General features: G+C 53.0%; 19 protein-coding genes. All 19 read right to left on the reverse strand.

Translation table 11 applies throughout. The annotated features are described in order from the left end of the window. Window positions 1-34 precede the first annotated feature (34 nt). The gene (locus BLW29_RS21020; RefSeq protein ID WP_090983233.1) at window positions 35-412 is read right to left on the reverse strand and encodes a YxlC family protein; all 378 of its coding nucleotides are present in this window, start codon (window positions 410-412) and stop codon (window positions 35-37) included. After that, the gene (gene sigY / locus BLW29_RS21025) at window positions 405-950 is read right to left on the reverse strand and encodes an RNA polymerase sigma factor SigY (RefSeq protein WP_256208753.1); all 546 of its coding nucleotides are present in this window, start codon (window positions 948-950) and stop codon (window positions 405-407) included. Before sigY ends, BLW29_RS21020 begins: the two co-directional genes overlap by 8 nt. A 144-nt stretch (window positions 951-1,094) precedes the next feature. Next, window positions 1,095-1,859 (reverse strand): SDR family oxidoreductase, encoded by a 765-nt coding sequence (locus BLW29_RS21030; RefSeq protein ID WP_256208754.1) that lies wholly within the window; start codon window positions 1,857-1,859, stop codon window positions 1,095-1,097. Window positions 1,860-1,910: 51 nt separating this feature from the next. Continuing rightward, entirely contained in the window at window positions 1,911-2,780 is an 870-nt protein-coding gene (locus BLW29_RS21035) for an AraC family transcriptional regulator (RefSeq protein ID WP_256208755.1), read from the reverse strand. A 95-nt stretch (window positions 2,781-2,875) separates the two neighbouring features. Beyond that, window positions 2,876-3,961 carry a Gfo/Idh/MocA family protein gene (locus tag BLW29_RS21040; RefSeq protein WP_090983236.1) on the reverse strand — a complete coding sequence of 362 codons (1,086 nt, stop codon included), beginning with the start codon at window positions 3,959-3,961 and terminating at the stop codon, window positions 2,876-2,878. Next, window positions 3,948-4,751, reverse strand: coding sequence for a sugar phosphate isomerase/epimerase family protein (locus BLW29_RS21045; protein WP_090983238.1), 804 nt, complete (start codon window positions 4,749-4,751; stop codon window positions 3,948-3,950). The genes BLW29_RS21040 and BLW29_RS21045 overlap by 14 nt, the downstream gene beginning before the upstream one ends. Before the next feature lie 30 nt (window positions 4,752-4,781). Further along, the gene (locus BLW29_RS21050; RefSeq protein ID WP_090983240.1) at window positions 4,782-5,954 is read right to left on the reverse strand and encodes a Gfo/Idh/MocA family protein; all 1,173 of its coding nucleotides are present in this window, start codon (window positions 5,952-5,954) and stop codon (window positions 4,782-4,784) included. Next, entirely contained in the window at window positions 5,951-6,823 is an 873-nt protein-coding gene (locus BLW29_RS21055; protein ID WP_090983481.1) for a sugar phosphate isomerase/epimerase family protein, read from the reverse strand. Before BLW29_RS21055 ends, BLW29_RS21050 begins: the two co-directional genes overlap by 4 nt. A gap of 14 nt (window positions 6,824-6,837) precedes the next feature. After that, a complete protein-coding gene (gene uxuA, locus BLW29_RS21060) occupies window positions 6,838-7,884 on the reverse strand; it encodes a mannonate dehydratase (protein ID WP_090983241.1) in 1,047 nt (348 codons plus the stop codon). Window positions 7,885-8,117: 233 nt separating this feature from the next. Then, window positions 8,118-9,350 (reverse strand): M24 family metallopeptidase, encoded by a 1,233-nt coding sequence (locus BLW29_RS21065; protein ID WP_090983483.1) that lies wholly within the window; start codon window positions 9,348-9,350, stop codon window positions 8,118-8,120. A gap of 148 nt (window positions 9,351-9,498) precedes the next feature. Continuing rightward, the gene (locus tag BLW29_RS21070; RefSeq protein WP_090983243.1) at window positions 9,499-11,052 is read right to left on the reverse strand and encodes a response regulator transcription factor; all 1,554 of its coding nucleotides are present in this window, start codon (window positions 11,050-11,052) and stop codon (window positions 9,499-9,501) included. Then, window positions 11,045-12,817 (reverse strand): sensor histidine kinase, encoded by a 1,773-nt coding sequence (locus BLW29_RS21075; protein ID WP_177186735.1) that lies wholly within the window; start codon window positions 12,815-12,817, stop codon window positions 11,045-11,047. Before BLW29_RS21075 ends, BLW29_RS21070 begins: the two co-directional genes overlap by 8 nt. A 101-nt stretch (window positions 12,818-12,918) precedes the next feature. Continuing rightward, window positions 12,919-14,628, reverse strand: a complete 1,710-nt coding sequence (locus tag BLW29_RS21080; protein ID WP_090983247.1) for a type 2 periplasmic-binding domain-containing protein — start codon at window positions 14,626-14,628, stop codon at window positions 12,919-12,921. Between the two features lie 90 nt (window positions 14,629-14,718). Then, a complete protein-coding gene (locus BLW29_RS21085) occupies window positions 14,719-15,600 on the reverse strand; it encodes a carbohydrate ABC transporter permease (protein WP_090983249.1) in 882 nt (293 codons plus the stop codon). A gap of 12 nt (window positions 15,601-15,612) precedes the next feature. After that, window positions 15,613-16,578, reverse strand: a complete 966-nt coding sequence (locus BLW29_RS21090) for an ABC transporter permease (protein ID WP_090983251.1) — start codon at window positions 16,576-16,578, stop codon at window positions 15,613-15,615. Window positions 16,579-16,742: 164 nt separating this feature from the next. After that, entirely contained in the window at window positions 16,743-17,231 is a 489-nt protein-coding gene (locus tag BLW29_RS21095; RefSeq protein WP_090983254.1) for a hypothetical protein, read from the reverse strand. Between the two features lie 26 nt (window positions 17,232-17,257). Next, a complete protein-coding gene (locus BLW29_RS21100; protein ID WP_090983256.1) occupies window positions 17,258-17,683 on the reverse strand; it encodes a hypothetical protein in 426 nt (141 codons plus the stop codon). Continuing rightward, window positions 17,680-17,826: a hypothetical protein gene (locus BLW29_RS31490; RefSeq protein ID WP_177186736.1), complete on the reverse strand. Its 147-nt coding sequence runs from the start codon at window positions 17,824-17,826 to the stop codon at window positions 17,680-17,682. Before BLW29_RS31490 ends, BLW29_RS21100 begins: the two co-directional genes overlap by 4 nt. A 12-nt stretch (window positions 17,827-17,838) precedes the next feature. Continuing rightward, window positions 17,839-17,991: a hypothetical protein gene (locus BLW29_RS31495; protein WP_177186737.1), complete on the reverse strand. Its 153-nt coding sequence runs from the start codon at window positions 17,989-17,991 to the stop codon at window positions 17,839-17,841. Between the last annotated feature and the right edge of the window lie 25 nt (window positions 17,992-18,016).

Raw genomic sequence — 18,016 nt, forward strand, 5'->3', positions numbered from 1 at the left:
CATAGTAAAATAACGACAGCACCAATGATTACAGCTATTTTCCATCCGACCATTTTGGACGCCGCCCTTCTCTGCCCTTGACTATGAACAGCATCACGAATACGGCCGCAGCCGTAAACGCCAAGATTTGCACAGCTACGAATATCGCGATGCTGCTCACCCACAGCAGCAGCAAGCCGCTTAGCACACAAGCGCTGACCAGCCAGAATAAGAGCAGTTCCCGCATATGACGACGACCCAGCTCTTTCTTCTGCTCGCGAACCAGCTTCGTTATCGATTCGACAGATGGAATGTCAGGCTGCATGGAGCGGTCCCATTCGTCCAAATGAACCCCGAGCAGCTGCTGAAATTGCTGCTCCTCTTGATGATCATCATTGTCGCTTTGCTTGCTGCGCCTACCGTCTCTATTCATCCTCGTTAAGCTCCTTCCTTAACTGTTTCAAGCCGTTATGCAGCCTCGATTTCACCGTGCCGACAGGAATGTCGAGCCATGAGGCGATTTCCTCGTAAGCATACCCGTAATAATATTTGAGTAAGATCGGCACGCGGATCTCATAGGATAACGCACCAAGTACATCGAGCGCATCCGGCCATTCCTGCTGCTGCATCGCGGCATGAAACCGAATGGATTGCAGCGCCTGCTCCTGCGTCTGCCACTTCTGCTCTCTCTGCTGCTTGCGCATCTCGTCGATATAACGCCGGGTTGCTATGGAAATCAGCCATGTTGAAAATTTACTTTGCTTCCGAAACGTGCCGATCTTCTCAATGGCCTTCAGCATCGTATCCTGTACCAAGTCCTCGGCCATCGCCTTGTTCATCGTCACCTTCAGCATGTATCGATACAACAAGGTGTAATGGCTGCGCAGCAGGGTCGACAGCGCATGGTCATCGCCGCGAACTGCACGTTTCACTAGCTGCGCTTCATCCCCGAGCTGTTCCATCCCGATCATCGTGTTCTCCCCACCTGCTTGCTTGAATTAAGCCTCATTCCTTCAGTCTCGCCAATATGACGATCAAGGTTGCTCGTTTGTTCACTTGCTCCGCAAAAAAAATACGGCCGTTCCGCATATGATGCGGAACGGCCGTATGGGTTGTTAAATCGTCATTGCACCAAATCCGCCGTCTACGCGAATGAGCGAGCCGGTGACATAGCCGGATGCCGCCTCGGAGGCCAGCCAAACGACTGCGCCTTGCAGCTCCTTCGGATCGCCGAAGCGCTTCATCGGCGTATGGCTCATAATGCTTTCCACCCGTTCGGGTGATAGAATGGCGCGGTTCTGCTCCGCCGGGAAGAATCCCGGTACGATGCCGTTAACACGAACGCCATGCGGCGCGAATTCACGTGCCAGAAACTGCGTCATGCTGTTCACGGCATGCTTCGAAGCCGAATACGTGAACACGCGGGAGAGCGGCGGTCCCGAGGAGACGGAGCTGATCGTAATGATGCTTCCGCCATGGCCGGCGTCGATCATCGATCGGCCGAACACCTGGCAGGCCAACATCACGCTCTTCGCGTTGACGTCCATGATTCGATCCCATTCTTCTTCCGTAATATCGAAGAATGGCGTCGCACTGTTCGTGCCTGCCGCATGCAACAAGATATCCGCTCGGCCGGTTGGCGACCAGTCTTTGATCTCGTCGAGCACCCGCTCCAGATCCGATTTCACCGCTGCGTCCGCTTCAAACAGCGCCGCTTGGCCGGTTTTCATCAGATGCGTCAGCTTCTCTTCCGCTCTCTCCTTGCTGCGGACGACAAGTGCCACATGCGCGCCATGGTCAAGCATCGCTTCGGCCATGACACTGCCGAGCGTACTGGCGCCGCCAATAATGACCGCCGTACGGCCCGTTAAATCAAACAATGAGCTTCCGATATAGAACGCCTCCGTATATGCGGCGGCGCACGTTAGGCTTTAGCTTTCGGCAACGAGCTGGAGCATTCGCTTCCGGTATGTCTCCGGACTTGCGCCGACCGTGGTTTTGAACAGCCTGCTGAAATGCGGCAGATGGTGGAACCCTACGGCGCGGCACACTTCCGAAACCGACTGCTTGGGCTCGAGCCGAAACATCATTTTGGCCTGATTGATCCGCCGATTATATAAGTATTTGAATACCGTCGTGCCGGTAACATCCTTGAAGAGGTTGGACAGATAGGGTTTCGTTAGATGGAGTGCACTGGCAATATGATCAAGCGTCACTTCCTCGAGGTAATGATCCTCCAAGTAAGAGATGACACGCTGAACATGCTGCTCTTTCTGGGAACGATGCTCCCGCTCATTAACCGGCTCGCTGCACCACTCCCGAATAAGATGCAGCAACTCGATGACCCGCATGACAAACCGATTATAAGCTGTTCGCACGCCTGCCTCGTTCGTCCGCTTAAACAGCTGATCCATCTCAGCCAGCAGCTTTTCAAGCTCGGCCTGATCCTGCGGGCTAAGCGAAATGCGAATGTTGCGCAGCTCATCGAACGGCTTCAGCAGCATCGCCGCCGTATCCGCTTGAAGCACTTTATGGATGTAAGCCGGATCCATATGTATGATCGTGCGAATGTAAGGCTTATGCGGTGCCGGGTTCGGACAATGAAGCGTCATTCCGTGCATCAGAATCAAATCACCGGGTTGAAGCGTAATCAGCTTGTCACCGATCAGATAGTTGCATTCGCCCTCTTGAAAATAATACATCTCGTAAAAGGCATGCGAATGAAATTGAGCGCCCGGATACGGTTCATCGTTCCGGTACATCAGCTCGATCGGCTGCTGCCATTGCATCGTGAGCGGCACACAGTTCCCCTCCATTTGAGGCGCCTTGTCTTGCCCGAGGCGCATCCTAATGAAATGATTTTACCATGTCGCACAGCGCCATTGTATAGATTCCTTTACAAACGGACGGCTTTATTTTGCGCTAGCATACAGAGCTCCGCCGCCTTAAATGCATGTGCCTGCGTCATCGCATTCTCGGTTCGGTTGAGGCAGTCCAGAATCAACTCGCCGAAGTACGGGAATCCGACCTGGCCGCCAACCGAGAGATGATGCTCCCCTTCGTGGTTGACCAGAAAGACATGATCGCCGCTCTTGTCGCGCGCCACATCGATATACTTGCGCAGCTCGATATAGCCGTCCGTACCGAGAATAATCGTCCGTCCGTCGCCCCAAGTGCCAAGTCCATTCGGAGTTAACCAGTCCACGCGAAAATAATTCGTCGCCCCGTTGTCGCCAATGAGCGTAGCATCGCCAAAGTCCTCCAGCTCCGGATAGTCCGGATTGCTATAGTTGGCGACTTTACTGCTCGCAACAGTCGCGTCCTTACAGCCTGCAAAGTGCAGGAACTGCTCGATCTGATGGCTGCCGATATCGCATAGAATGCCGCCATATTGTTCCTTACGGAAGAACCAATCCGGACGCGACGGCTTGTTCAGCCGGTGCGGGCCGGTTCCGATTACCTGCACGACACGGCCGATAGCGCCTTCCTCCAGCAATTTACCGGCATAGATCGCACTCTCGTTGTGCAGCCGTTCGCTGTAATAGACCATGTATTTACGTCCTGTTAGCCCGGCGACTTCCCGCGCTTCCGCAAGCTGTTCCAGCGTGGTGAACGGGGTTTTGTCCGTAAAATAATCTTTGCCATGCTTCATGACCGTGACGCCAAGCGGACCGCGTTCGGACGGAATGGCCGCAGAAGCAACCAGCTTGACCTGCGGGTCTTCGAGGATAACCTCCGGCGAGGCGGCAGCTGTCGCCTGCGGGTACACCTTCAGAAACTGCTCGACCTTCGCCGGATCGCGGTCGTATACCCATTTGAGCGTTGCACCGGCTTCGAGAAGGCCATTCGTCTGACCGTAGATATGGCCGTGGTCGAGGCCCATGGCGGCGAATACGAACTCGCCGATGCCGACGACCGGTTCCGGCTTCTTGATTGCTACCGGCGCGTAGTTCATGCCGTCGCTGCGATTAAACCCTGACATCGCCCTTCAACTCCTCTTCCGTTTGATAGGCGAGCTGCTGCAGCGCGCGGTAGCTAATCTCTAGGCTCTCGAACGGATCGCCCGGGCAGACATCCTGCTCGACGACATACCATTCAACGCCCGTTTCGCGGCAGGCTTCGATAATCGCCGGCCAGTTCAGGTTGCCTTCACCGATTGCGGCGAATACCTGCTGGTCGTTTACGATCGCCATATCCTTCAGATGGACGACCTTCATGTCGGCCACTTTCATGATCCAGCTGACAGGATCGGCTCCGCCCGCTTGCACCCAGTACGTATCCAGCTCGAAGCTGAATGCGCCGCTCGGGCTGTCTTTGGCATTAAGCAGCCAATCCATGCCCGTCTTGCCCTCGAACTTCTCGAATTCGAATTTATGATTGTGATAGATGAGCTCCAGGCCGGCATCAGCCAGTCTATCGCCGATCTCATTCATAATGTCCCCAAAGGCCGTGTAGCCCGCTTTGTCATTCCGATATTCAGGAGGAATAGAGCCGATGCCGATATATTGGCAGCCCCATGCTTGGTGTTCCGCAATAAGCGCGTCAAGATCGTTCAGCAAACGGTTAGTCGGTACGTGTGTGGCGCAGATGGCCAAGCCATGGCTGTCGCATATGCGTTTCACTTCATCCGGTGCGATTGGGCCGATGCCGGAAACTTGCACAGCATCGTAGCCGATCGCTTTGACCCGCTTCAGCGCGGCATCCAGATCCTCGGCTGTCTTGCAGTAGTCACGGAGCGTATAGAGCTGTGCGGCGATTTGCTTCTTATACAATGAGGCCACTCTCCCTTATATTGAGTAAGATTAGAACGTACCCGTCAGATCAGCCGGTTTGGTCTCTGCAGCTGCCGCCTCAGGCTTCTGAAACGTCGAGCTAGCGATTCGTTTATTCAGCTCCGCTTCATGCAGCGCTTCGTCCAGCGGCAGGTCCACCCATCCGTCCAGCCAAGTGGACAAATGCATCGCATTGGAGAGCGTCAAGCCCTTGATTCCTTCTTCTCCCGGTGCAACGAGAGGCGTTCCAAGCAGAACGGCATCCGTGAAGTTTTGCAGGATACCCGCATGCTCCGGGCTCGGTCCCGAGCTTGGGATATCGATTTTCCAACATTCAGGCGAAGCGAACGGTTCCGTGTTGCGGGCGTTGAATGCCGCTTCTTCTTCGCGCAGACGCCAGAACGTCATTTTATCGTTCTCGATGACGATTTTGCCGCGGCTTCCGGATACTTCAAGGCGATTCGTGCCCGGCGCATCCGAAGTGGATGTGATGAACACCGCCGTTGCTCCGTTCTCATATTCTGCGTATGCCGTCACGTCGTTCTCGACCTCAATATTCCGATTCTTGCCGAATTGGCAGAATGCGCGCATCCGCGTTGGCATCATACCTGTTGTCCACTGCCACAAGTCGAGGTTATGAGGGCATTGGTTGATCAGTACGCCGCCGCCTTCGCCGCCCCATGTTGCACGCCAAGTGCCGGAGTCGTAGTACGCTTGCGTCCGGTACCAGTTCGTGATGATCCAGTTAATGCGGCGAACTTCGCCAATCTCGCCGGATTGAATCATTTCGCGCAGCTTCTGATAGAGCGGGTTCATCCGCTGGTTATAGACGATCCCGAAGGTTTTGCCGCTTGCCGCAGCCGCTTCGTTCATCTCCCGCACCTGCTTCGCATAGACGCCTGCAGGCTTCTCGATCAATACATGCATGCCTTTGCTGAAAGCATGAATCGCTTCCGTAGGATGATCGTAATGCGGCGTAGCCACAACGACGGCGTCAATAAGGCCGGAATCGATCATCGACTCGGCACTCTCAAACACCGCGATTTTATCGCCGAATTTCTCTCTGGCCCAGTCTCGTTTGCTCTCGAAGCCATCACAAACCGCCGTGAGCACAGCCCCCTTGATTGCACCTGAAGTCAAGATGTTTGCGTGTCCCGAGCCCATGTTTCCGATTCCGATAATGCCGTAGCGAAGCTGTTTCATTCGTTGATCTCCTCCATCCAAGTTTTCATCTGATTGGCGTACGTCTGAAGCATGGTTCGTGTATCGAAGGTGTTGCTGAAATCCTCCACGCCAAACCAGCCGTCGTATCCGACAGCCTTCAGGTCGCGGAGTACTTGTTTCCACGGCACCTGGCCATTGGCAACGGGGCGCCAGTTGCAAGACCATTCTTGCGATTGCAGAGGATCTGATGATTCCTCGCGCGGCTGCTGCCAGCCTGCATTCTTAACATGAACATGCGCCAGATAAGGACCAAGCAGCTCCAAGCCCATCCGGTAATTCTCGAACCCTTCATACACCATGTTGCCTGGATCATAGAGCACGCCGATGCAGTCCGGATCAAAAGGTGACACAAGTCTGTGTGCGAGCGAAGCGCTTGGCGCAATCGTTACATGATGAGCTTCCACCAGCGCTTTGACACCATAATGGCGGGACAGCTGCTCTACTATCTTGAGGTACGCGGTCGCTTCCTCGAAGAGCTCGTTATAATTGCGGGTGCGGTTGTAACCGGGAACGCCGACTCGAATCATGGATGCGCCAAAACGCTTAGCAAGCCGCATGACCTGCTCTGTGCTTTCAATGTCGCCGCATTGGATATACGGCGTTATGGAGATGGTCTTCATCCCCGATCGGTTCGCCGCCTGTTCGAAACGGCTAATCTCTTCCTCATCCGCATGCTGCGAAAGTGTACTAATGTTGTTCCCCCAGAAGGAAGGCGCCTCCTTGCGGAGCTCGGCCGGCGTGTCCTTGCAGCGCCATTCGATGCCGCTGATTCCGGCAGCTGATGCTGCTTCGCATAACTCCTCCGGCGTAAGGTCCGGTGTCGCAACCGTGAATACAGAAAGTTTCAACATATGGCTTGCGGTCAGCTCCTTGTCTTTGAAATCGCTTCCCAAATCCCGTTCAAATACGTTGCGCCAAGCGCGCGATCATAGAGTCCATAGCCGGGACGTCCTTGCTCGCCCCAAATCATGCGGCCGTGATCCGGACGAAGCGGACCGGTAAACCCGGTTTCGTGCAGTGCTCCCAGAATCCCCACCATATCAATCGAGCCGTCGGACGAGCGATGCGACGATTCCTGGAAGGAACGCGGACCTGTACGAAGGATGTTTCGTGTATGGGCAAAATGCAGCTTGCCTTGTGAGCCGAAATGGCGAATGATCGCAGTTAAATCGTTATCTTCGTTAGCACCGAGCGAGCCGGAACAGAAGGTAATGCCGTTCGAAGGGCTGTCGACATGCTCAGTCAGACGTTTCAATTGACTGAAATTGCTTACGATACGCGGCAGGCCGAAGATAGGCCAAGGCGGATCATCCGGGTGAATGGCCATTACGACGCCGGCTTCTTCGGCAACGGGAATGATGCGCTCCAAGAAGTAAGCGAGATTGCTCCAGAGCACGTCCTCCGTTACTTCGGCGTAGGCGTCGATAAGCTGTCCCATCTCTTCCTTGGTGTAGCTCTGATCCCAGCCAGGCAGCGACAAGTCACCGTTCACCGGATCCATGCGGGAAATCGTTTCATCCTCGAACGTCAATGTCGTGGATCCATCCGGCAGCGTATAGGCTAATTGGGAGCGTGTCCAGTCGAACACGGGCATAAAGTTGTAGCAGATGACCGGAACCCCGGCTTCGCCAAGACGGCGAATCGTTTGACTGTAATTTTCAATAAGTCGGTCACGCGAAGGTCGTCCCAGCTTGATGTCTTCATGTACGGGGACACTCTCAATCACGGCCAACCGCAGCCCTGCGGCTTCGATCGTTTCTTTCAGCCGATGGATGGATTCCACCGGCCAAGCTTCACCGACCGGCACATCGTAAAGTGCCGTTACAATCCCGTAAATCCCAGGAATTTGGCGGATATTTTGCAAGGTGACAGGGTCGTCATTGCCAAACCATCTAAACGTCATTTTCATCGGACTGCACCTCTTATTTATAGGAGAATGGGGTCGCTATTCGCGACATGGCATTTGAAGTCAGCATTATTGTAGCACAGCAAAGTCCAATAGAAATCGGCTTTACCGATTACCTTAACCACAGTTAAATCTAAGAGAGAAGTACCGCATCTGAGTCAAGCTGGCGACAACCGGAAAACGCAAAGAAGCCGCCTGCGAGCAACTTATCGTTAACTCGCAAACAGCCTCTTCTTCTATGGTATAACGATCAGCCCTTCAGGCGATCTTGTGAGAGGCCGGCAGCCGGTATCTGTAATGAGGTAGCTGTTCTCGATGCCGACGACACCGCGTCCCGGGAACGTGAATTTCGGTTCTACCGCAAGCGTAATGCCCGCTTCGAGCGGATCGCTGAATCCCTTCGCCAGCACAGGCCACTCATCGACTTCAAGCCCGATGCCATGACCAAGGAATTTGACCTGATTGCTGCCATATCCCATAAAATGATCAGCAAGTCCTGCATCTGCAGCTTGCTTCAGCGCAGCCGCATAGATAGACTCGCTGGATGTTCCAGGTCGCATCAGCGCTTCCGATTGGCGGATGATGAGCTCTGCCTGCGCATACGCTTCCGCTAGGTCATCAGGCAGACTGCCGATTACTGCGGTTCGCGTCTGATCGATAATGTAGCCATCGATACAGCAGCCGATATCGATGAGAATCGGCTCCCCCCGCATGATCGACTTGCGGCTTGTGCTTTGCGGAAAAGCAGGTCCGAGCCCCAGCCCTCCTGCCGGACCGTCGAACGCGCTCGGAACGGCAGCCGCTGCGCCTGAGCCGAGCATGCCGGTCGAAATTTCCATGTTGTAGCTTCGCGTACGCATTAATCCAATATGACCGCGAATGCGAATTTCATATTCGATGCGAGCCATCAGCTCAAGTTCGGTAAGACCTTCCTTAATGATGCCCACTGCAGCTTCCAGCGCTTCTGCGACAACCTGTGCAGCAGACTCAATTCGGCCAATCTCCCAAGGTGACTTCACCATCCTTACGCGTCGAACAAGAGCTGATCCGTCTACGAGTAAACAATCATTGCTGCTGCCTGCCAGCACTTCGGCTAGCTTGGCGAATGTAGCTGCCGGCAGGACATCCATCTCCGTTGCAATCTTCACCGCTTGAGCGCCGCTTCCATTGCCGCTGCCAAACACGGCAGGATGATCCTGCTCCAGCTGGGCTCGGAAATGGCGCAGCGAATGTAATGGCTGCACTTGAACGGCCGACTCCTGAATGGCCCGCTCCAAACTGCGCCTCACATAGAACACTGCCGCGCCTTCTCTAGGAATAAATGCATATCCGGCCTGCATCGAGCCTGTAAAATAATAAAGGTCCACATGCTGTGTGACCAGGAAAGCATGAATACCTGCTGCCCCCATTAGCTGCTGCAGCCGGCTAATACGATCCTCGATTTCGACTTGCTGCACCGTTTCCGTCATTCCGCTGTTCACCTGCACTTTCAACCGCTCCTTGCTCCAAGCTTATTTCCTCCATTACAACAAAAGAACAGCGGCTCCGTCAACTTGACGTTCGTTCCGCTGTTCCTTTCAATGGCCCACTTCATCCGTTGGCAGCTATACCGTCCAATCATCCCAGCAGCTTGCTTCTTGACTTGCTTCGGTAATCCTGCGGACTGATCCGGTATTTATCACTGAACAGCCGTGAGAAATATCTCGGGTTCGTGATGCCGACCATGGTGGAGATTTCGTAGATTTTGAGGTCCGACTGAGCCACCATCACCTTTGCCTGTTCTAATCTGTAGTCCTGGAGGAAATCCAAGAAGCTATGTCCCGTTTCATTGCGAAACAGCGTCCCGAACCAACTTGGGCTCAAGTTGACCTGACGGGCAACGCTCACCAAATCAATGTCCTCCTGATAACGGCTGCGGATATATCGAATCGCCTCACGGATTTCATGGCGGCAACGATTATTCGGCATTGTTTTGTCATTGATCAAGTCAATTAGCTGCTTGACGATTAAGGAGAGGCTGCTGACATGCTCGCACTGCTCGATTGCAGCAAGAATCCATTCGCGAACAGCGACCGTCCCTTCTTCCGTTTCCAATACTACGTCCTCTCTGAAGCAGCTGCTGAGCTCGAAGCCGGCATGCTTCAACTGTTCCATACCGGGCTTTAAATGAAAGGAAATTTCATCCTGCCATGTATTCAGAAGCGTTCCGATAGCGTTCACGTCGTTGTCTTCCGTTACCTTCTTTATACCCGCATAGAGCGCCTTCAGTCTGGCATTTGATGCTGATGACTCTTCTCCCGGACTGCTTTCACTGATGATGACAGTCCCTTTCGGTTCATAGAAAGCATGATCGAGCAGCTTGCGGCAGGTTATCAGCGCATCCGGCAGTTGTGCCCATTTATACTTGGGGTCTGTTAGCGATTGAAGCGGCTGGTTGCCGCGAACCGTGCATTCTTCAAAGCCCTGCTTCAACGTATGCAAGGTCCAAGCATTGAATTCGGCGCTATGATTCGTATCGCTTGAAGTGAGCAGCACTGCCCAGAGCGGCTCTGCCAGACGAATGACAAATGAAGAATAAGGTGCCTCTTCCTTCTCATAGGCGTCTATCAGCTGCGCCGCATCATACTTGACATGGCTTGGAAACCGCAGCAGGCAGAGCCTGAATTGTTTGTAGATTGACAATTCGGATTCCGGCGCCTCCGCGGATGCTGATGCCGATGCACCTCCGGAGAGCAGCCGGTCTTGCAGCAGCTGTCTTAGTGTCCAATGCTTCTGCATACGCGCTTTGCGAATATCCTCGACCGCCCGATCAAGGCAAGCGATAAATTCCTTTTCGCTTAGCAGCAGCTTCGTCAAATAATCAACCGCACCGTTCCTCATGGCGCTTTGCACTTTCTCGAAGTCCTCGAAGCAAGTCAACAGGATGACTGCCGGCGGCGACGTCATGCCGCGGATGCGCTTTAATAAGCCAAGTCCATCAAGGATCGGCATGCCAATATCCGCAATCACGATATCCGGCTGCAGCTTCTCGATCATGCGCCAAGCTTGTTCACCGTTCTCCGCTTCCCCGGCTATAGCATAACCGCGGGCAGCCAAATCGAATGAACGAATGCGCATCCTGGCTAACGGTTCGTCATCGACGATAAGCAGGCGAAACGTAGATTCATTCATTCGCTAACCTCCCGTCAGCTTTGAGAGTTCTCTCATCTTCCAGCCGTGGCAATAGAATAACGACAGTCGTTCCTTCACCAAATTCGCTGACGATGGATAACCCATAGCGCTCTCCGAAATGAAGCCGAATCCGTCGATGCACATTCAGCACCCCGATGCCGCGTTCACTGCCCGGATCCACGTCTTCCCGAAGTGCCTGACGCAGCCATTCCAGTCGTTCCTGCGGAATGCCGACGCCATTGTCGCGCACATAAATCGCGACCGCTCGTTCCTCGACATGAACCGAAACGTCAAGCTCGCCTTGACGCTCTTCCAATGCATGCAGTCCGTGGAAGACCGCGTTTTCTACGATCGGCTGCAGCACCAGCTTCATAACCGGCATGCGCGCAATCTCAGACGGCGCAGATCCAATCCGAAACTGGAAGCGGTTACCGTAGCGGACGGATAGAATATGCAGATAATCGCGCGCATATCGGAGTTCTTCTTCCAACGGCGGTTGTTTGTTGTCCTCCAGACTGTATTGGAGCAATCTACAGAGCACGGCCATCATTTCGTGCAGCTCCGGTTTGGGGCTGACATCGATCATGATGTCGATCGTATTCAACGTATTGTACAGAAAATGCGGATTGATCTGCGACAGCAGCACCTGCATGTCAGATTGGCGCTTAGCTTCTTCCGTTCGCTGCAGCCCGATGACAAGATCGGATATTTTGCCGGTCATCTGATTGAACTGATTCGCCAGCTCCCCCAGCTCATCTCGCTGCTTCACCTGCACTTTCGCTTCCAGATCTCCTCTGGCAACCTTGCGAATTCCTTTGGTCAGTGCGAGAATCGGCCTCGTAAACCACCAAGAGACGGTAATATATATGCCCAGAAAACCGATGAGCCCGAACAACAGCAAGGACCAAGCGATCTGCCCGAGAGGCTTGAATCGGTTCTCCAGTTTATTGACGTCGCCGACGACGATGACTTTCCACTTTAAGTTCGTATTCATGTAAGAGACAGAATGATAGACGCCGGCTTCTTTGAAATAACGAAGCGCCTGAGGCAGCGTCTCCACGTTCTTCTCCTCGATAAGCTTTCTTCTGCCCTGCGTCGATGGGCTTGCCCAGATGTAGTCGATCAATTGATTGTCGCTGCCATAGAGCAGTGTCTGCGTATCGTAGCTGCCGGCGAAGGCCGCGCTTCGATCCAGAAAACCAGACAAGTCGACGAGAAACGCCAGATAGCCGGAAGTATGACCCTCTTCATCGAAAACCGTCTTTGTCACGAGGCTCGTCGGGCCGTATGCACCAGTCCGGCCGATATCGGAACGAATCGTATCCGACCATTCGAACACGCCTCGGCTCTCTTGCGCCTGCTTTCGCACAAGCTGCTCTTCCTTCTCCGAGAAATTGCCCCAGAAGGTTTGCGGATATCCGGTAATAACCCCGTCATTGCGTATATAAACAATACCCCGAACAAAATCAGAGCGGATTTGCGCCGCCGTATGCATGGAACTGCTCAGATTATCGCCCGAGCCGCCCTCCTGTTTGATCGTCTGCTCCATTTCCAGCATGTTATAGGTAATTTCACTGTTATAGATGGAGATCAGATGCGTGACCTGACTGGACATGCCGGCAAGTGCTTCGTTCTGCGTTTCCCTGAGGAACCCGAGCGTATAGTCTTTAGCGATCTGAACGACGAAAAACACGAACAACGTGCTTGGTATAAACAAGAGCACAATTAATTTGGCGCGCGAACCAAGCGCGAAGCGAGGTTTCAATCCTGTTGCACCCTTCCTTGGCGGCGTTATCCGGGAATAGACAAGTATACTCACGAATGCGAGAGTGCGCATTCATGAGTATACCGAATACCTGTAGAACCTTATTGTTTCTCTACGCCCAGCTGCGTGGCAGCATCGTCGATGAGCTTCTGTCCGCCTGCTTTCTTCCATTCTTCCACATAAGCGTCCCAATCGTCAAAGGAACGTTTGCCGAGCACGAAGGAAATTTCGTTCTTGTTCTGGAAGTCAGACAGTTTCTGGCTCGTTGGACCATCGAGTGTCAGATTCATATCAAAGTTCTTATAGCGTGGCATGGCGATGACCTGCTGATTCCATTTGCTGCCTGTTACGCCAACCGGTTCGTCATCGTAGACTTGCCAGATCAAGGTGTAGCCGAAGAACTGCCAGTCAGCGAGCGATTGATATTCCGGCTTCACTTTCGAGATGTGCGAATCCTTAATGAAGAAGACGTTCGTACCATCGTCATTCAGCTTCACGGTCGAGTCATCCGGGAAGATTTCCGGCCCGCCGCCCTGAGATACCGCCCAGTAATTCTCGTTCGGATAAATCATCGTATCGAGCATATGGGCAAGACGCATTAATTTGCCTTGGTCATCCTTCAGCTTCTTGGAGAAAATGAACAGCCCGCCCGGATTGCCGCCCGGTCCGTACATGCCGCCTTTGCCGTCATTCGATTTCAGCGGATTGAGCGGTTCCCACAGCGTAGCTGCAACCGCGTCTTTCTTCTTCGCATCATATTGCTCCTGCACGATATTCCAGCCCGGGTACCAGACGAGACCGACCTGATCGTTCAAGCTATAGGCTTTGAACGGCTCCCAGCCAATCGTATACCAGTCCGGTGCAAGCAGCTTGTTGTCGTACAACTTCTTCACAAATTGCAGAAACTGTTTGGTCGTACCATCCAGCATCGGATGATTGATCTTGCCGTCTTGCTCATTCCAGCTTGGATGCCCATACATCGTCTTCAGCGCGTCCATCATGGACCAGCCGTTGCCGGCACCGGCAGCGCCCATCAGCCAGGTATCGGCTTTGCCATTCTTGTTGGGATCCTTCTCGACCACTGCTTTCGCATAAGCGAACAGCTCGTCTTCATTCGTTGGCATGCTCATGCCAAATTCTTTCAGCCAGTCCTGGCGGATGAAATAAGCCCAGTTGTCCGGGAACACGCTGTAACGCGGCACCCCGATTAATTGATCATCCTTCGTGGTCGCCCAGTTCTTGTATTCCTTCGTGACATATTGCATCGCCTGCGGCATGTATGGCAGAACGTCCTTGCCGTCAAGCAGTTGGCCGGCATTATAGAGCGATAATGCGACATCCTTGACCGGCATCATCACCATATCCGGTTCATCCCCGGAAGCGAAGCGCACGCTAACGGAGTTTTTCAGATCATCCGCATTCATGCTTGTGAATTTCAGCTTCACGTTGAATTGCTTCTCTAAGAATTCCTTCACCTTATCTTCAGGCACCGACTGGTTGAAGGAGCCGGATACCATAATATCCAGGTCGTAGGATTTGCTCATATCGTCGTACGCATAGCTTGATTTATCCACGGCTGCCGGGATTTTCGGAAACGCATCCGGGAAATTGAGCTCTTGGAGCGGCGGCTCTGTCTTGCCGTTACCCGCATTTCCACTGCTATTATCCGTTGTTGTGTTATTGCTGCCTCCGTTATCCGTTGTCGTATTATTGGTGGCGCTGTTGTTTTTCGAGTTGTCGGAGCAGGCACTCAGCATCGTAACGGAAGCCAATATAACGGCTAATACGGAATAGGTCATTTTCTTTCTCATAGCTCTTGATCCCCTCTCTGAAACCAATGATATATGTGAAGAAGCGCCTCCTGATGGCTTCTCGACACCTCTGTTACACTTGCCGGGTATTTACCCTTTTACAGCACCCATGTACATGCCTTTGACAAAATGCTTTTGCAGAAACGGGTAGACGCATAGAATCGGGACAAGGCCGATGACGACGGTTGCCATCTTGATTGTTTCTGTACTCACAGCTTGAGTAGACTTCAACATCCCATTCATATTGTCGCCGCTGATCGAATCGACGGTCAGCATGTTCTTGAGCACCATCTGCAGCGGATAGAGCGACTTGTCATTCAAATAAAGCAGTGCATCAAACCAACTGTTCCAATGCGCTACGAGGTTAAACAGCCCAATGGCGGCTAGTGCCGGCGCGGCCAGCGGAAGTACGATTCGCGTTAATGTGCTCCATTCTCCGGCTCCGTCGATCTTGGCGGATTCGATAAGCCCATCGGGCAGATTCTCGATGAAGATCTTGATGACGAGCAGCCCGAAACTATCTACCAAGAGAGGCAGAACCATAGACCATAGCGAGTTGATAAGCCCCAGCTGCTTAATGACGAGGTAGGTTGGAATCATACCGCCATTCAGTAGGATAGTAGCCAATATAAAGAATAGAAACAGCTTCCTTCCAGGCAGCGTCCGCTGCGCCAAGACGTATGCCCCGATTGTCGTCAACGCCAATGAAAGCAGCGGCCCGACCGTGCTGCGGAAGACGGAAATCAGGAACGAATGCCACACAACGGAGGAAGCCATGATCCGCTTGTAGGCCTCCAGCGTTGGTTCCTTCGGAATAATGACAAAATAATTGCGTTGAATCATTTCCGCTTTGGTCGTGAACGACATCCCGAGGACGTAGACCAGTGGGAAGATAGCGGTGATCGCCACCAGAATAACGATACAATGAATAATTATCTGGTAAATCATGTCGCTTCGCGATTTATAGATCATAAAGCCCCCATTCTACCAGATGCCGCGGCCGGTATATTTTTTGGCGATGAAGTTGCTGGAGATGATGAAGACCATGCCAATGATGGACTGGAAGACGCCGACAGCCGTTCCGATACTGAATTGAAGTCGATTAAGTCCCTCACGATACACCCAGGTCTCGATGACGTCTGCGGAATCGAGCACGGCCTTATTATAGAAGAGCAGAATCTGCTCACCGCCCGCAAACAGGATATTGCCGAGACTGATGCAAAGCACAAAGGTGATCACAGGCAGAATGCTCGGCAGCGTAATCGCCGTGATTCGTTTGATCGGTCCAGCGCCATCGATCGTGGCCGCCTCATACAGCTGTGGATCAACTGTCGTCAGCGCAGCCAGATAAATGATCGTGCTCCAGCCGATTTCCTTCCACAGTGCAGAACCGAGCAGCAGCGGACGGAACCAAGATTCGGATAGAAAAAACTCGAATCTGGTGTAGCCCATCCAGGCCAGTACATTATTAACGAAGCCGGAGCCCGTGGAGAAGAACGCAAACACGATCCCATAAACGATAACCCACGAGAAGAAATGCGGGATGTACACGGCGCTTTGCAGCCATTTCTTCATCCTGTTCGAGGCGAGATCATGGAACATGATAGCCAAGATAATAGGCGGGAAGAAGCCGACCAGGATGCGGAGCAAGCTAATTTCGACCGTATTTCTCAGCACATTGACGATTTCGGGATCCTCGAAGATCATGCGAAAATTATCGAAGCCGACCCATTCGCTGCTGAAGACGCCGGTACCCAGCTGAAGATCCTTGAATGCAACGATCCATGCCAGCACTATGGGCCAATACCTGAAAATAACGTAATACGCGATGACGGGCAGAAACATCAGATAGAGCACGCGATGATCCACAATCCGTTGCCATAGGCCGCGTTTCGAAGGAGCCCTGTAGGGATGCGTAGCTGCGACTGACTTAAGGCCTGATTTTGCCAAATTTGCTTCCTCCTTCTCACTTTCCGAAGCGTTGCCGGTTTGATAAACACAGTATAGCAAACGCTTACAACAGAAAGGTACACTGTGAAACTGAAAAGGTGCACAAATCCACTGAGTTTTCAGACTGCGTCTGCCCGGCAACACAAAAAAAAGCAGCGGCCCCGTCAACTTGACGTCAGCTCCGCTGCTCCTTTAATCATCCACTCTATTGGTTCTATTACCGTAAATACGCGGGGATATACAATCTTGGCGATCAGAATGACGCCGGGGCGGTGCAGTGTTACCTTATAGTCGTAGGTATCATTGCGATAGGTATATGGGAACGCCGCAGAGTCCCCGTTGATTACCTGGAATTCAACGACCTCCACTTGCTCCTTCAAATAGGAGCCGGGCAAAGGCTGCCCGCTCTCATCCAGCTGCAGATTGCGCTGCAAGTATAGCCCGGCCGCACTGCTCGCCGCAATCTCGTCAATATGCAGCCTGCCCTCTGCCAGCGCAGCAGCATCCACCTGCTGTGCCGCTGCATGCGCGGCGCGATTAACCGCATGTTTGCTCTGAAACAGTGCTGTAATCGCCAGCTCCTCATCGGTTTGTAGTGCGTGCAGCAGCATCCATACGACCATCATCAGCATGACAAGCACCAGCTTATACATACGTCAGCTTCCTCTCCCCGGAATGGTTATGGGACATATTCACTCATCTTCATCCCGGAGGCTCGAAGCTTCGTATTTGCCGGTGGCGGTGCCAACCCGATCAGCCGGTCGATGGCGAGCAAACCTTCGATGGGATAGCTCGCTGTCAGTGACAAGGATGTTCCCCTTAGCAGTGGTTGAGCGGCGTCGGTCGCTGAGGCGCCGCTCCCTGAGCTGACTATAAACTCGACTGAACTGGGGAGTAGACCGTACTTGGCTAGTCGAAGTTTGGACTCCTGCAGCATGGCTGCATCTATGTAGCCATGCTCGCCGTTAGCCCCAATCTCCAGCATGTAATCTACTTCCTGCTGAAGAACGGCCTGCCGGACAATCAGCACATGCTTATAAATCGGCGAAAACATAAACCAGCACATCATGGCAGACAAGAGGATAAAGACAAGTAAACTCTTCAAGGGCTCATCCTCCGAATCCCATCGCTCATATGCCGCCCGGATTGCTCGAGTTGAGCGTTCGTCCCCTGCTTGCCGCCGGTTACACCTTTATACAGAGTGACTGCAACGATGATAAGCAGCAGCGTCATCAATAGTGAGCGCATGCCACTGCCTCCTTATGGAATCATAATGGTGTTAATTTTGGTATTTGCAGCATTGCCTTGTGTTTCGATTTGATCCTTCGTGCCTGTCGTATCCTTGGCCACAATCGCATTAAACAACAGGACAACGACAACCAGCATCATAACGGTTATCAGAATATTCCTCATGCCCTCACCTCCTTTATATTCACAA

This window comes from Paenibacillus sp. CF384, assembly GCF_900106745.1.
Classification (GTDB): domain Bacteria; phylum Bacillota; class Bacilli; order Paenibacillales; family Paenibacillaceae; genus Paenibacillus_Z.